This window comes from Serinicoccus profundi (genome assembly GCF_008001015.1).
GTDB lineage: Bacteria > Actinomycetota > Actinomycetes > Actinomycetales > Dermatophilaceae > Ornithinicoccus > Ornithinicoccus profundi.
In genome coordinates, this window is record NZ_CP042862.1 from 803,261 (window position 1) to 817,763 (window position 14,503).

At 72.0% G+C, this 14,503-nt stretch carries 12 protein-coding genes; 9 read left to right on the forward strand and 3 right to left on the reverse strand.

Going from position 1 to position 14,503, the window contains the following annotated elements:
- Positions 1 to 24 precede the first annotated feature (24 nt).
- The 9 genes from gatC to FA582_RS03815 all read left to right on the forward strand — a co-directional run bounded on the left by gatC (position 25) and on the right by FA582_RS03815 (position 10,806).
- The gene (gatC, locus tag FA582_RS03775; RefSeq protein ID WP_010149085.1) at positions 25 to 321 is read left to right on the forward strand and encodes an Asp-tRNA(Asn)/Glu-tRNA(Gln) amidotransferase subunit GatC; all 297 of its coding nucleotides are present in this window, start codon (positions 25 to 27) and stop codon (positions 319 to 321) included.
- A gap of 1 nt (position 322) precedes the next feature.
- On the forward strand, positions 323 to 1,843 hold the full coding sequence (gene gatA, locus FA582_RS03780; RefSeq protein ID WP_010149084.1) for an Asp-tRNA(Asn)/Glu-tRNA(Gln) amidotransferase subunit GatA: 1,521 nt from the start codon (positions 323 to 325) through the stop codon (positions 1,841 to 1,843).
- Positions 1,840 to 3,402, forward strand: a complete 1,563-nt coding sequence (gene gatB / locus FA582_RS03785; protein WP_010149083.1) for an Asp-tRNA(Asn)/Glu-tRNA(Gln) amidotransferase subunit GatB — start codon at positions 1,840 to 1,842, stop codon at positions 3,400 to 3,402. Before gatA ends, gatB begins: the two co-directional genes overlap by 4 nt.
- An 8-nt stretch (positions 3,403 to 3,410) precedes the next feature.
- Positions 3,411 to 4,382 (forward strand): NAD(P)-dependent oxidoreductase, encoded by a 972-nt coding sequence (locus FA582_RS03790; protein WP_010149082.1) that lies wholly within the window; start codon positions 3,411 to 3,413, stop codon positions 4,380 to 4,382.
- 248 nt (positions 4,383 to 4,630) lie between these two features.
- Entirely contained in the window at positions 4,631 to 7,441 is a 2,811-nt protein-coding gene (locus FA582_RS03795; protein WP_010149081.1) for a cell wall-binding repeat-containing protein, read from the forward strand.
- 131 nt (positions 7,442 to 7,572) lie between these two features.
- Positions 7,573 to 8,079, forward strand: coding sequence for a SixA phosphatase family protein (locus tag FA582_RS03800; protein ID WP_010149080.1), 507 nt, complete (start codon positions 7,573 to 7,575; stop codon positions 8,077 to 8,079).
- Positions 8,080 to 8,151: 72 nt separating this feature from the next.
- The gene (locus FA582_RS03805; protein WP_010149079.1) at positions 8,152 to 9,075 is read left to right on the forward strand and encodes an ABC transporter ATP-binding protein; all 924 of its coding nucleotides are present in this window, start codon (positions 8,152 to 8,154) and stop codon (positions 9,073 to 9,075) included.
- Positions 9,068 to 9,949 (forward strand): ABC transporter permease, encoded by an 882-nt coding sequence (locus tag FA582_RS03810; RefSeq protein WP_010149078.1) that lies wholly within the window; start codon positions 9,068 to 9,070, stop codon positions 9,947 to 9,949. The genes FA582_RS03805 and FA582_RS03810 overlap by 8 nt, the downstream gene beginning before the upstream one ends.
- Positions 9,950 to 10,035: 86 nt before the next feature.
- Positions 10,036 to 10,806: an ABC transporter permease gene (locus FA582_RS03815; RefSeq protein ID WP_238705472.1), complete on the forward strand. Its 771-nt coding sequence runs from the start codon at positions 10,036 to 10,038 to the stop codon at positions 10,804 to 10,806.
- Positions 10,807 to 10,814: 8 nt separating this feature from the next.
- Here the strand turns inward: FA582_RS03815 and FA582_RS03820 are convergent, their stop codons facing one another.
- The 3 genes from FA582_RS03820 to FA582_RS03830 form a co-directional block, all read right to left on the reverse strand.
- Positions 10,815 to 11,681 carry a ketol-acid reductoisomerase gene (locus FA582_RS03820; RefSeq protein WP_010149076.1) on the reverse strand — a complete coding sequence of 289 codons (867 nt, stop codon included), beginning with the start codon at positions 11,679 to 11,681 and terminating at the stop codon, positions 10,815 to 10,817.
- 272 nt (positions 11,682 to 11,953) lie between these two features.
- Positions 11,954 to 12,958 carry a hypothetical protein gene (locus tag FA582_RS03825; protein WP_147899736.1) on the reverse strand — a complete coding sequence of 335 codons (1,005 nt, stop codon included), beginning with the start codon at positions 12,956 to 12,958 and terminating at the stop codon, positions 11,954 to 11,956.
- Positions 12,959 to 13,023: 65 nt separating this feature from the next.
- Positions 13,024 to 14,283, reverse strand: a complete 1,260-nt coding sequence (locus FA582_RS03830) for a hypothetical protein (RefSeq protein ID WP_147899737.1) — start codon at positions 14,281 to 14,283, stop codon at positions 13,024 to 13,026.
- Positions 14,284 to 14,503: the final 220 nt, after the last annotated feature.

Below are 14,503 nucleotides of genomic sequence, written 5' to 3' on the forward strand. Positions count from 1 at the left end.
ACACGCGCGACCTAGACTGGGCCCATGTCCACTCTCTCGCGCGAAGACGTCGCGCACGTCGCCATGCTGGCGCGGATCCAGCTCGAGGACGCCGAGCTCGACCGGCTCGCCACCCAGCTCGACCAGATCGTCGACTGGGTCAGCCAGGTCGGTGAGGTCGCCTCGGCCGACGTGCCCCCGATGTCGCACCCGCTGCCCCTGGCCAACGTCACCCGCCCCGACGAGGTGCGGGAGAGCCTGAGCGTCGAGCAGGCGCTCGCCAACGCTCCGCAGGCACAGGACGACCGGTTCGCCGTGCCGCGCATCCTGGACGAGGAGTGAGATGAGCGATCTCGACCTCACCCGCCTCACCGCCGTCGAGATGGCCGACCGGCTCGCCGCCGGCACGCTCACCTCGGTGGAGCTCACCCAGGCCCACCTCGACCGGATCGAGCGGCTCAACCCGACCCTCCACGCCTATCTGCTCGTCGACGGCGAGGGCGCCCTCGCCACGGCCCGTGAGGTCGACGCCGCGCGCACGGCGGGGGAGCAGCTGCCCCGGCTGGCGGGGGTGCCCGTCGCGGTCAAGGACATCGCCTGCACGCAGGGCATGACCACGACCGCCGGCAGCCGGATGCTCGAGGACTTCGTCCCGCCCTACGACGCGACGATCGTCACCAGGCTGCGCGAGGCCCGGATGCCGATCCTCGGCAAGACCAACATGGACGAGTTCGCCATGGGCTCCTCCACCGAGCACTCCGCCTTCGGGCCGACCCGCAACCCGTGGGACCTCGACCGGATCCCCGGCGGGTCCGGCGGCGGCAGCAGCGCCGCGGTCGCGGCATACCTCGCGCCGCTCGCGATCGGCTCCGACACCGGCGGGTCGATCCGTCAGCCCGCCGCGGTCACCGGCACCGTCGGCACCAAGCCGACCTACGGCGCGGTGAGCCGCTACGGCATCATCGCGCTGGCCTCGAGCCTGGACCAGATCGGCCCGTGCGCACGCACTGTCGCCGACGCGGCCCTGCTCCACGAGGTGCTCGCGGGGCACGACCCGATGGACTCCACGTCCATCGACACACCCGTCCCGGACGTCGTCACCGCGAGCGGCACCACGGATCTCTCCGGCCTGCGCATCGGCGTCGTCCGCGAGATCGCGGGCACCGACGGCGAGGGCTTCCAGCCCGGGGTGCTCGCCCGCTTCGAGGAGTCGCTGGACGCGCTGCGCGGTCTCGGGGCGGAGATCACCGAGATCTCCTGCCCGCACTTCGCCTACGCCATGGCCGCCTACTACCTCATCCTCCCCTCCGAGGCGAGCAGCAACCTGGCCCGCTACGACGCGATGCGCTACGGCCGACGCTCCACCCCCGAGGGCAGCCCCAGCGCCGAGCAGGTCATGGGCGCCAGCCGCGACGAGGGCTTCGGCGAGGAGGTCAAGCGCCGCATCATCCTGGGCACCTATGCCCTGTCCAGCGGCTACTACGACGCCTACTACGGCCAGGCGCAGAAGGTCCGCACCCTCATCGCGCGCGACTTCGAGGCCGCCTTCGAGCAGGTCGACGTGCTCGTCAGCCCGACCGCGCCGACGACCGCCTTCAGGATCGGCGACAAGACCGAGGACCCCATGGCGATGTACCTCAACGACATCGCGACCATCCCCGCCAACCTCGCGGGCGTGCCGGGCATGTCGATCCCGTCCGGGCTCGCCGACGAGGACGGCCTCCCCGTGGGTCTGCAGATCCTCGCCCCCGCGATGCAGGACCAGCGCCTGTATGCCGTCGGCGCGGCCCTGGAGCAGCGGCTGCGGCAGGCGCAGGGCGGCTACGTCATCGAGCAGGCTCCCGAGATCGAGGTGAGGGCATGAGCGCCCAGACGACCACCGCCCCCGAGCGCACCGTGCCCTACGCGGAGCTGTTGACCCGTTACGAGCCGGTCATCGGCCTGGAGGTGCACGTCGAGCTCGGCACCGCCACCAAGATGTTCTGCGGCTGCGCGACCGGCTTCGGCGCCGAGCCCAACACCCAGACCTGCCCGGTGTGCCTGGGCCTGCCCGGCGCGCTGCCGGTGGTCAACGCCACCGCGGTCGAGTCGGCGGTCCGGATCGGCCTGGCGCTGAACTGCGAGATCGCGCAGTGGTGCAGGTTCGCCCGGAAGAACTACTTCTACCCGGACATGCCGAAGAACTTCCAGACCAGCCAGTACGACGAGCCGATCGCCTTCGAGGGCTACCTCGACGTCGAGGTCCCGCCGCGAGACGGGGTGGAGGAGCAGCCCTTCACCTTCCGCGTGGAGATCGAGCGGGCCCACATGGAGGAGGACACCGGCAAGTCGACCCACGTCGGCGGCGCCACCGGGCGGATCCACGGGGCCAGCCACAGCCTCGTCGACTACAACCGCGCCGGCATACCCCTCATCGAGATCGTCACCAAGCCGCTCACCGGCGCCGGTGAGCGGGCGCCCGACGTGGCTCGCGCGTATGTCGGTGCGCTGCGCGACCTGCTGCGTGCGCTGGACGTCTCGGACGTCAAGATGGAGCAGGGGTCGCTGCGCTGCGACGCCAACGTCTCGCTCATGCCGATCGGTGCGGACGCCTTCGGCACCCGCACCGAGACCAAGAACGTCAACAGCCTGCGGTCGGTGGAGCGGGCGGTGCGCTACGAGATGACCCGGCACGCCGCGGTGCTCGACAGCGGTGCGGCGATCACCCAGGAGACCCGGCACTGGCACGAGGACACCGGGGTCACGACGTCCGGCCGCCCCAAGTCGGACGCGGACGACTACCGCTACTTCCCCGAGCCCGACCTCGTCCCGGTCGCGCCCTCCCGTGAGGACGTCGAGCGGCTGCGCGCCACCCTGCCGGAGAACCCGGCGGAGCGGCGTCGCCGGCTCCAGACCGAGTGGGGCTACTCCGACCTCGAGATGCGCGACGTCGTCAACGCCGGCGCCGCCGAGGTCATCGAGGAGACCGTCGCTGCCGGGGCGTCGCCCGCCGCCGCCCGCAAGTGGTGGATGGGTGAGCTCGCCCGCCGGGCCAAGACCGCGGGCGAGGAGGGGGAGCCGGCGGCCCTGACGGACCTCGGCGTCACCCCGGCGCACGTCGCCGAGCTGGACCAGCTGGTCACCAGCGGCCGGCTCAACGACTCGATGGCCCGCCAGACGCTGGAGGGCGTGCTGGCCGGCGAGGGCTCGCCCACCGAGGTCGCCGACGCCCGCGGCCTCGAGCTGGTGCAGGACGACGGTGCGCTGCAGACCGCCGTCGACGAGGTCATCGCGGAGAACGCCGACGTCGCCGAGAAGATCCGCGGCGGCAAGGTGCAGGCGGTCGGTGCGCTCATCGGTCAGGTGATGAAGAAGATGCGTGGCCAGGCCGACGCCGGCAAGGCGCGCCAGCTCATCCTCGACACCCTCGGCGTCGAGGGTTGATCGAGCGTATGCCGTCCCCCGAGCGAGAGACTCCGGTCGCCGCCGTCCCCGAGGAGCTGCTCGCGCACCTCGGGGACGTCGACGGTGTCGAGGTGCTGCCCTACGACCACCACGACGCCGAGGCCCTGCCCGGGGGCGGGCGTGACGTCGACGTCCTCGCGCTGTCGATGATCGCCGGGCCGTGGCTGAAGCGGATGGGTGAGGTGCCCGGGCTGCGCGCGGTCGTCCTGGCCTCCGCGGGTTACGAGCACGCTCTGCCCTACCTGCCCGACGGGGTCGAGCTGGCCAACGCGGTCGGCGTGCACGACACCGCGACCAGCGAGCTGGCCCTCGCCCTGCTCCTCGCGGCCCAGCGGCAGCTGCCGCACCACGTGCTGCGCCAGGCGGACGGGGTCTGGGACCGCTCGGTCCCCGGCCCGTGGCGCTCGCTGGCCGACTCCACCGTGCTCGTCGTCGGCTACGGCGGCATCGGGACGGCCCTGACCCGTCGGCTCCTCGCCTGCGAGTGCGACGTGCTCGCGGTCGCCAGCGCCGACCGTGCGGGGGACGACCTGGTCGACCGCGTGCACGGCATCGACCGTCTGCCCGAGCTGCTGCCGCGCGCCGACGCGGTCGTGCTCATGCTGCCCCTCACCGACCGCACCCGTGGCCTGCTGGGCGCCGCCGAGCTCGCTGCCCTGCCCGACGACGCCCTCGTCGTCAATGTCGCCCGCGGTCCGGTCGTCGACACCGACGCCCTGCTCGCCGAGTGCGCGAGCGGTCGGCTGCGGGCCGCCCTCGACGTCACCGACCCCGAGCCGCTCCCCGACGGACACCCCGCCTTCTCCACCCCGGGGGTCCTCGTCGTGCCGCACGTCGGGGGAGCCTCGCCGGCCTCGCTGCCGCGGATGGGAAGTTACTTGAATTCTCAACTCACGGCATACCGCGACAATGGTGTGCTGCTGCACCAGGTGGCCGGAACGGCGTCGTCCCCCCTCTGATCTGCGATGACGTCGTTCTGGTGAACTTACGGCAACGATGTCGCTCAACCCTTGCGCAAACCTACCGGTTTCGTTATAGGGTGCCACTGACCGAGCCCGTGGGAGGCGAGGTCTCATCTGCCGGCACCCGTTCTGGGGAACCGGCTCGACATATCAGGGGTTTCACAGTGACGTATCGCTCAACGTCGGGGGCACGCCGCGCCCTGGCCGTGGTGGCTGGTTTCAGCCTCATGGCTGGGATGGCGCCGGTGGCCGCTTCCGCGCTCGATGGACCGGCTGCCGCCGGCCCGGTCAGCATGACCGGGAACTTCCAGGACGGCACCTACATCGTGGTGCTCGACAAGCTGCCGCTGGCCACCAACCCGGGCACCGCCGGGTCGGCCATGGCCAAGGTGGACACCACCTCGGCGAAGGCCATCTCCTACACCGACCAGCTGCTCGCGCAGCAGGACGGTGTCCTCCAGGGCGTCTCCGCCGAGCCGACCTACCGCTACACGGTCGCCCTCAACGGCTTCGCCGTGAAGCTCACCGCCGCCGAGGCCGCCGCGCTCTCCCAGCGCAGCGACGTCGTGTCGGTGACCCGTTCCACGATGCGCCAGCTGGACTCGGACATCCTGGGCGCGCCCGACGGCGCGCCGGCCAACCCCGACACCGACCTCTCGCCCGACCTGCTCGGTCTGCGCGGCGAGGGTGGCGTGTGGTCCCAGCTCGGGGGCCCGATGGAGGCCGGCAAGGGCACGGTCGTCGGCGTCATCGACTCCGGCATCGCCTACGACAACGACTCCTTCGCCGCCGACGGTATGCCGGCCGCCCCCGCCGGGTGGGCCGGCGAGTGCGAGACCGGTGAGGGTGACGACGCGGGCGACTTCCCGGCCTCGGCCTGCACCAACAAGATCGTCGGCGCGCGCTATTTCGTCGAGGGAGCCCGCGCGGCCGGCTACAACCCGATCACGGCGGAGAGCGTCAGCCCGCTCGACACCGACGGGCACGGCTCGCACGTCGCGGGCACGGCGGTCGGTCGCGAGGTGTCCCTCGAGGACGCGGGCGGCGAGACCTACGACCTGGCCGGCATGGTGCCGGGTGCCCACGTCGCGGCCTACAAGGTCTGCTACGACTTCGAGGACGTGAGCGGGTGCTTCCCGGACGACTCCATCGCGGCGATCGACGCCGCCGTGGCCGACGGCGTGGACGTCATCAACTTCTCGATCAGCGGTGACCCGACGACCTACGAGGACCCGGTCGACCTGGCCTTCAAGAACGCCACGGCCGCCGGGGTCTTCAACACCGCCTCGGCCGGAAACTCGGCCGAGGACGGTGTCGCGGTCGCCCACATCGGTCCCTGGCAGACCACGGTCGGCGCATCGACCCACCGCGCCGAGGACGGCCCGGTCCCCTCGATCGGCAGCTTCTCCGGGCGCGGCCCGGTGGACGTCGCGCCGGACGAGCAGACCATCCTCAAGCCGGACCTCGGAGCCCCCGGCATCAACGTCCTGGCCGCTGTCGCGAGCGAGGGCGGCACGCCCGGCTGGAACTACCTCACCGGCACCTCGATGTCGTCGCCGCACGTCGCCGGTCTCGGCGCGCTCATCGCCGCCGAGTACCCGGAGTGGTCGCCGATGGCGGTCAAGTCGGCGCTGCAGACCTCGACCATCGACTACGCCAACGCCGAGAGCAACCAGGCGGTCGTGGGTGGCACCGGCTTCGTCGAGCCGCGCGCCTTCCTCGAGCCCGGCCTGGTCTTCGACTCGGGCGAGGCCGACTGGGACGCCTTCCTGGCCGACCCGTCGACCGGTTACGACCTCAACGCCGCCTACGTCTCGATCCCCGCGCTGGGTGCCGAGCCGACGGTCCTGACCCGGACCGTCACCAACCCCGGTGACGCCGACGCGACCTTCGAGGCCTCCTTCGCCGGTCCGGACACGCTGTCCGTGACCGTCGAGCCGTCCACGGTCACCGTGCCGGCCGGCGGCACCGCCGAGGTGACGATCTCCGTCGCCAACACCGGCGCGGCCACCGACGCCTGGCAGGAGGGTGACCTCAGCTGGACCTCCGGCGACACCGTCGTCGAGATCCCGGTCCTGGCCCGCGGCCAGGTCGCCGGCGAGGACCCCGGCCCCGAGCCCGACCCGATGGTCGAGCGCGTGTTCGGCAAGGACCGCTACGCCACCGCCTCGGAGATCTCCGAGCTCTACCCGGCCATCGACACGGTCTACATCGCCTCCGGCACCGGCTTCGCCGACGCCATGTCGGGTTCGCCGGCCGCCACCCAGGGTCTGATCCCCCGGATGGCGACCACGCCCGACGGTGACCCGGCCCCGGTCCTGCTCACCAAGAACGACCACCTGCCCAACGCCACCATCGCGGCGCTGGACACGCTGGACCCGAGCAACATCGTCATCCTCGGTGGCGACGGTGCGGTGTCCGAGGACGTCGAGGGCGACCTCGCGGCCTGGGGCGACGTGACCCGCGTCGAGGGGACGGACCGTTACGAGACGTCCGCCAACCTCGCGATGATGTTCGGCGAGGACGTCGACACGGTCTACCTCGCCTCGGGCGACGACGTGGCCTACGCCGACGCCCTGGCGGGCGCCGCCCGCGCAGGCAGCGAGACCGCCCCGGTCCTGCTGACCCGTCCGGACATGGTGCCCGCGGCCACGGCCGAGGCCCTGGCCACCCTCAACCCCGACACGATCGTCGTGCTCGGTGGCGAGGGTGCGGTGAGCGACGTCGTCTACACCCAGGTGCAGGCCGACGAGCGCATCTCCGGCGCCAACCGCTACGAGACCGCTGTCGCGATCTCGCAGGAGCACGACGCCGACATCCCGGTGGTCTACATCGCCTCCGGCCGGGACTTCCCGGACGCGCTGGCGGGCTCGGCCCTGGCCGGTCACGAGGACGTGCCGGTGCTGCTCACCAAGCCCAACCAGCTGCCCTCGGCGACGCTGGCCGAGCTGGACCGGCTCAGCCCCGAGCGGGTCGTCATCCTCGGTGGCACCAACGCGGTGTCGCAGCAGGTCGAGGACCGGCTCAACGAGGAGTACCCGGGTTGGGTCGGCTGACCTGACCTGACGCCGGGATCTCCCGGATGAGATGACCGCAGGGCCGGGGTGGCGACGAGCCGCCCCGGCCCTGCGGCATACCCTGGCCACGGCGGGGAGACTGGACGACGACACGACTCGGAGGTCGAGGTATGCCCACACTGGTGCTCATCCGGCACGCGAAGGCCGAGGGTGCCCCCTCGCGACCCGGCGGTGACCACGCCCGGGTGCTCGTGGACCGGGGCAGGCAGGACGCCGGGGTGCTCGGGCGCCTGCTCACCGAGGACGGCTGGGAGCCTGATCTGGCCCTCGTGTCGACGGCGGCGCGGGCCTGGCAGACCCTCGAGGCGCTGCTGGGGGAGGAGACGGTGGAGACGTGGCCGACGCGCCGGATCTACGACGGCGGGATCGACGGCGTGCTCGAGGCGATCCGCGAGGTGCCTGCGGCGGTGGACGTGCTCTGGGTCGTCGGCCACGAGCCGGTGATGTCGAGCACCGCGTGGGACCTCACCGACGTCGGGGTGCCGGACGCCCGTCGTGAGGCGCTGCACGGGGGCCTGCCGACGGCCTCCGCGGCGGTCGTCGAGCTGGACGGCTCGTGGTCGGACATCGGCGTGGGCGCGGGCCGGCTCGTCGCGGTCCGACGTGCGCGCGACTGAACCCGGTCCGGGCCGACGGCATACCGGAAAAGTCGTTGGCCGCGCACTCGTGAGCACGTAGAGTCTTCGCTCGTGCCTGCCGTGATCGCAGCCCGGGAGCTGCGCAAGACCTATGGGGACTTCACCGCCGTCGACGGGATCGATTTCGAGGTCGAGGCGGGGGAGAGCTTCGGGCTGCTCGGGCCCAACGGCGCCGGCAAGTCGACGACGATGCGGATGATCGGCGGGACGCTGGACCGGGACGGCGGCGAGCTGAGCGTCCTCGGGATGGACCCGGGACGGCAGGGCCCGGAGGTCCGGGCGCACCTCGGGGTGGTGCCCCAGCAGGACAACCTCGACGAGGAGCTGCGGGTCCGGGAGAACATCGTCATGTACGGCCGATACTTCGGTCTGTCGCGGGCCTTCCTGCAGGTCAAGGCCGATGAGCTGCTGGCCTTCGCCCAGCTGGAGACCAAGGCCAAGGAGAAGGTCGGCAGCCTCTCCGGGGGGATGAAGCGCCGGCTCACCATCGCCCGCGGCCTCGTCAACGAGCCCAAGGTGCTGCTGCTCGACGAGCCGACGACCGGGCTCGACCCGCAGGCCCGGCACGTCCTGTGGGACCGTCTCTTCCGGCTCAAGGAGGCCGGGACCACGCTCGTGGTCACCACGCACTTCATGGACGAGGCCGAGCAGCTGTGCGACCGGCTCATCGTCATCGACCACGGCCGGATCATGGCGCAGGGCAGCCCCGCCTCCCTCATCCGCGAGCACTCGACCCGCGAGGTGCTCGAGCTGCGCTTCGGCTCGGCCCGCAACGCCGCCGTCGTCGCCCAGCTCGAGGGGGTGGGCGAGCGCAACGAGGTGCTGCCCGACCGCATCCTCGTCTACGCCCGCGACGGCGAGGCCGCGCTCGAGCAGGTCACCGCTCGCGGGCTGCACCCGGTGACGTCGCTGGTGCGCCGTTCCTCGCTGGAGGACGTCTTCCTCCGCCTCACGGGGAGGTCGCTCGTTGACTGAGCCCGCCGGGGACCTGCGTGGCGTCGCGGAGTTCGACGCGGCCGGGCTCGTCGCCTCCGGGAGGGTGCCGCCGCACCACGAGATGGCGGCGCGCGCCCGACGTTCGGGCGCCTGGTTCTACGCCGAGACCACGCTGCGCGGCATGCGCGCCTTCGCGCTGCCCATCGCGCTGTATGCCGTCCTCCAGCCGCTGCTCTACATGGTCGCCCTTGGGGTCGGGCTCGGCACGCTCGTCGATCGGGGCACCGGGCCGGTCGACGGGGTCGACTACCTCACCTTCGTCGCGCCGGCCCTGCTCGTCTCGACCGTCGTCATGTCGGTCACCGCCGAGATGACCTACCCGGTGATGAGCGGCTTCAAGTGGAACCGGCTCTACTACGGGCCCGCAGCCTCCCCGCTGCAACCCGCCCAGATCGCGATCGGCCATCTGCTGGCGGTCGTCCTGCGCTTCGTGCTCCAGGGGGCGGCCTTCTGGATCATCATGGTCCTCTTCGGGGCGGCGCCCTCGGGGTGGTCGTGGCTGGTCGTGCCCGTGGGGGTGCTCACCGCGACCGCCTTCGGGACGCCGTTGCAGGCCTACGCCTCGACCCTGGAGGACGAGGGCTTCGAGTTCGCGTTCATCCAGCGCTTCGTGGTCATGCCGATGTTCCTCTTCGCCGGGACCTTCTTCCCGCTCTCGGCGATGCCGATCTGGCTGCACTGGATCGGCTGGATCTCGCCGGTGTGGCACGGGACGCAGCTGGCGCGGGTGGCGTCCTACGGCGCCGACGTCCCGCCCCTCCTCATCGTGGTCCACCTGGCCTTCCTCCTCGCCTGCACGGTCGGCGGCATCATCTGGGCGACCCGCTCCTACACCCGCAGGCTGCACTCGTGAGCGCGGTCGGACCGGGCGCACCGATCGGGCCGGGGTCGGCGGCGGTCGCCGCCACGGGGAGCGGACGCATACCTCTGCTCGCGTCCATGGCCTCGGGCAACGTCGCCGCCGTCCTGGAGCGCGGCTTCACCGTCGTCCGCAACCAGAACTGGATGATCCTCGTCTCCGGCTTCTTCGAGCCGGTGTTCTACCTGCTGGCGATGGGCATCGGGATGGGCAGCCTCGTCGGGGAGGTGACCGGGCCCGACGGGCAGCCGATCGGGTATGCCGCCTACATCGCCCCGGCCCTGCTCGCGACGTCGGCGATGAACGGCGCGATCTACGACTCGACGTGGAACGTCTTCTTCAAGCTGCGCTTCGCCAAGCTCTACCAGGCGATGCTGCAGACCTCGCTCGGGCCGCTGGACGTCGCGCTCGGTGAGATCCTCATGGCGCTCTTCCGCGGTTTCCTCTATGCCCTGGGCTTCCTCGGCGTCATCGCCGCCATGGGCCTGGTGACCTCGTGGTGGTCGCTGCTCATGGTGCCGGCCGCGGTGCTCATCGCCTTCGGGTTCGCGGCGCTCGGGATGGGGATCACGAGCTATCTGACGAGCTTCCAGCAGATGGACCTCATCAACTTCGCGCTGCTGCCGATGTTCCTCTTCTCGGCGACGCTCTACCCGATCGGCGTCTACCCGGAGTGGATCCAGTGGTGCATCATGGCGATGCCGCTCTGGCACGGCGTCGAGCTCATGCGCCAGCTCTCGGTCGGCCACTTCGACGCGCTGACGTGGGTGCACAGCCTCTACTTCGTCGGCATGACGCTCCTCGGGCTGGCGCTGACGACCGTGCGGCTCCGGGCGCTGTTCCTGCGCTGAGGTCGGGCCTAGCGCAACCAGCTGGTCATGCTGCGGACGCGTCGGCCGGCGTGCTCCAGCGGGTGGGCGCCGGCGGCGGCCTCCCGGCGGCTGCTGACGGTCTGGTGGTCGCCGGACTGGCCCGAGGGGCCGTGCTGGGTGGCGAACCCTGCGGCATAGATCTGGTCCACCTGCGTCTTGAGCTCGTGGACGAGGGCGACATAGGCGACCTCGGGCTCGACGCCGCGCCCGGTCAGATCCTCGAACGCCGACTCCAGGGCCTCCTGGAGCGGCCGCTGGATGCGGTCCTGGGCCGAGGCCATCGCGATGCTCTCGCGGTCGATCGTGGTCACGACCGCGCCCGATCGCAGCGCGCCCATCGCGGCGGCGTAGGCCGTGAGCGTCGCCCACGCGGCACCGCTGTCGTCACGGGCGACGGCCACGAGGGCAGGGCAGCCGCGGCCGTCGAGATACTCCTCGCGGACCCGGTCGCCGCTGCCGATGCTGCGCAGCATCGCGAGGTCGACTCCCTCCGGCACGGTGAGCAGGCCGTCATGGACCGCCGTCGCAGTGGTGACGATGACGAGGTCGCCCGGCTCGGAGTGCTCCTGCACGAGGCGCGTCACCGTGCGTGGGCCGTCGTCGCCGTGGCCGAGGCTCGGGACGAGGAGGATGTCGCACCGCGCGACCGCCTCCTCGGGAAGCGCGACCGGCAGACCTTCGACCTCGGCGCGGGCCGCGAGCCGGCTGTCCGGATCGATGCCGACCCAGACGTCGACGCCGCTGTCCCGCAGGTTGAGCGCGTGGGCTGCGCCCATCGCATCGAAGCCCAGCACCGCCACCTGGCGGTCCTGCAGCAGGGTCAGATCGGCGCTGCTCGGGTCCAGGGTGCTCACGTCGCCAGGGTACCGACCCGTCCTGCCTTCCCCGCGCGGGCCCGAGGGTCTCGTGGCCCCGAGACCGCGTGTCCGATCTCGGAGGGCCAGGTCGCCGGTTCTTGGGAGGTCGGAAGGGCGGATCCCGCGGGAGTAGGAGGGGCAGAACTCGGACGTCGGGAGGTCAGACCAGCGGATCCCGCGGGAGTAGGAGGGGCAGAACTCGGACGTCGGGAGGTCAGACCAGCGAATCCCGCGGGAGCAGGAGGGGCAGAACTCGGACGTCGGGGAGGTCAGAACGGCGGATCCTCGCTGCTGTCATCCTCGGCGTGAGGGCGCCGGTTCGTGGTGCTCTCACCGGGAGGTTGTCCGCCCGTGATGCTCTGGGAGGACGGTTGTCCGCTCGACTCGGACGCGGCACCGGCGTCGGCGCTGGCGCCGTGGGCTCGACGGGTGAACGGGTCGGTCCAGTGATCCGCGCGGAGCACGGCGGCCGGAGAGGAGTCCAGCAGGCGATCGGGCGTGGGTGTGCCCGGCCGTGGACCGGTCACCCGGCGCCCGTCGCGCTGCCTCGTCTGGCGCACCCACACGACGCGGTGGCCGTCGTCGACGAGGTGAGCATCGCTGTCGGGGTCGTCGTCCGCGGCATCCAGCCGGTCGGTCCGGGATCGGTGGGCGAGCGCTGCATAGACCATCAGCGAGGCGAGGTGCCGTCGCTCCGCAGCTTCGTCGAGGGGTGGTGCGTCGCGATGGTCCCCCTGGTCACGGATGTCGATGGTGTGGCCCGGCCCCTGCCCCGTGCGTGCATGGACACCGGCCGTGGTGTCGCTTGGCCCTTGCCCCGTGCGTGCATGGTCACCTGCCGTGGTGTCGCTTGGGTCTTGCACCGTGCGTGCATGGTGACCCGCCGTGGTGTCACCCAGGCCGAGGTACTGCCGGTAGTCGTGCGGTCGGGTCCGGTAGTGCCGACCGAAGAGCGAGGTCCAGGTGACCGTGCGGGAGGCGTCGATCTCGGCGTCCCAGAACTTCTCCGTCTTGAGGGCGTGGACCACGGTGTCGAGACCCTGGAGGTTGCCCTCGGTGGTCGAACCGCCGAGGAGGTACTCCGTGACGTGGTCGAGCTGGCCGTCGCGCACCGGGAGGACGCCATCGGGAGCGCGGGACAGCAGATCGGCCGCGAGCACCTGTCGGCGCATCGCCGCGTCCGGCTGGTAGCGGGCGAGCGAGCGCTCGCGGCACCGACCGTCAGCGGGGTCGGTCAGGAGGCGGTGCAGGGTCGTGCCAGGGGAGAGGACCATGTCTCGGATCGACCCCGGCGTCACGAAGTGCGAGGCTCGCCCGACCACCCGACCGACCCCCTGGGTCAGGCCCGGGTCGTCACCCGGATGGCGTGCTGGACCGCCACCGTGATCGGGGGTCGGCGGGTGGTCGTCATCCGTCGCATCCCCCGAGGCCCCCGCGGTGCCGGCGGGGGGTCGGGGCCACCGCGGCTCCCCCAGCCCCTGCGGTGCCGGTGGGGCCAGCATCGTGGTGGCCTTCGGGGGTGCAGGTCACGGACGGCCACGGGACCAAGACCTGCAGCTCGTAGCTGGGCGTCCCGGAGATGATCTGCGCCAGCGTGGCGATGTCGTCCGGTGTGACGAGTGCCTGCAGGTCGGCTGCGGTTGCCCCGGTCAGGGTCGTCCGGCACCGAGCTCGTGCGGGTGGAGGCTGCCGCCAGCCCGGGCAGGGGGAGCGTTCCGTGCAGCAGGAGGGCACGAGCGATGTCCGACCGGAGCTGGGCCTCGGTGCGTTCGTCCCCGGCAGCATGGGCCTTCTTGGCGAGGAGGTAGAGGCGGTCGGCGCAGGCCGTGGTGCCCACGGCGTCGCCGGTGATGACCACCTGGCCGGTGCCGTCGTCGTCGACGATGGCGTAGGCGGTGCGGGCACGGTGCCGCGCAGCCCGGGCGCGGGCCTCGGCCTCGGGGTCTGCGGATCGGGCGCGGGTCACCTCGCGGTGCAGAGCCTGGACGAACTGTTTGGCGCCCCAGGGGCCGTCGTTCAGCGCGCCGTCGGGATCGAGCCGCTCGACCGCGACGCCAGGGGTGCCCGACCCGTCGTCAGCGTGGCCCTCGCGGGTGAGGGTGTCCGTCGTGGCGAACAGGGACCGCGCCACGTCGCCGGCATCCTCGTGCGGCAGTTGCCCCGCGAGCCGCCAGAAGTGCTCCACCTGCGTCCAGGTCGCCACCCCGGCCCGGAGCGCGTCCCGGACGGGGACCCTGGTCGAGGCGGGGGAGACGGCCACGGCGACGAGCTGGCGGGCGGCGCCCCGGCCGAGGCCGGTGAGGGCGCTGATCTCGGCGGCCGTCACCGACTTGGCGCGGGCGCGCCACCGCTCACGGGCCGTGCGGGAGAGCTCGTGCGGGTCCACGACGCCCTGACGGCCCAGCAACTCCTCGCCGGTGCGGGCCGCGAGCTCGCGAGCGGCGTGCATCCGTGCGCCCTCGAGCCGGCGGATCATCACGTGCGCCGCCTCCAGAGCATCCAGGCAGGTCTCCGGCGACATGCCCTCAGCCCCTGCCAGCGCGAGCCGTACCCTCTCCAACAGCTCTCCCTCGGACACGCAGGCCAGACGACCCTTCATCGAGAGGAATCTCCGGCTCCTCCGGCCCCACAGCGCCTGCTGGTGCGCTCACCTTCATCACCCCCCGGTCATCTCGTCCTGGTGTCGATCATAGCACACATGTTCGAACACGCTGTCATTGTCCACAGCCGTGTCCGCCGGCGTCAGCGGCCTGGCCTCGCGGCGCCTGCCCGCCCCGGTCTCGGCACGGCATACCAGAGCGTCCCGACCCTCTCTCCTT

Excerpts from the sequence above, each read along its gene's own strand:
- gatC (WP_010149085.1), top strand. The coding sequence starts at position 25 with ATGTCCACTCTCTCGCGCGAAGACGTCGCGCACGTCGCCATGCTGGCG.
- gatA (WP_010149084.1), top strand. The coding sequence starts at position 323 with ATGAGCGATCTCGACCTCACCCGCCTCACCGCCGTCGAGATGGCCGAC.
- gatB (WP_010149083.1), top strand. The coding sequence starts at position 1,840 with ATGAGCGCCCAGACGACCACCGCCCCCGAGCGCACCGTGCCCTACGCG.
- FA582_RS03790 (WP_010149082.1), top strand. The coding sequence starts at position 3,411 with ATGCCGTCCCCCGAGCGAGAGACTCCGGTCGCCGCCGTCCCCGAGGAG.
- FA582_RS03800 (WP_010149080.1), top strand. The coding sequence starts at position 7,573 with ATGCCCACACTGGTGCTCATCCGGCACGCGAAGGCCGAGGGTGCCCCC.
- FA582_RS03815 (WP_238705472.1), top strand. The coding sequence starts at position 10,036 with ATGGCCTCGGGCAACGTCGCCGCCGTCCTGGAGCGCGGCTTCACCGTC.
- FA582_RS03825 (WP_147899736.1), bottom strand. The coding sequence starts at position 12,958 with ATGGTCCTCTCCCCTGGCACGACCCTGCACCGCCTCCTGACCGACCCC.
- FA582_RS03830 (WP_147899737.1), bottom strand. The coding sequence starts at position 14,283 with ATGAAGGGTCGTCTGGCCTGCGTGTCCGAGGGAGAGCTGTTGGAGAGG.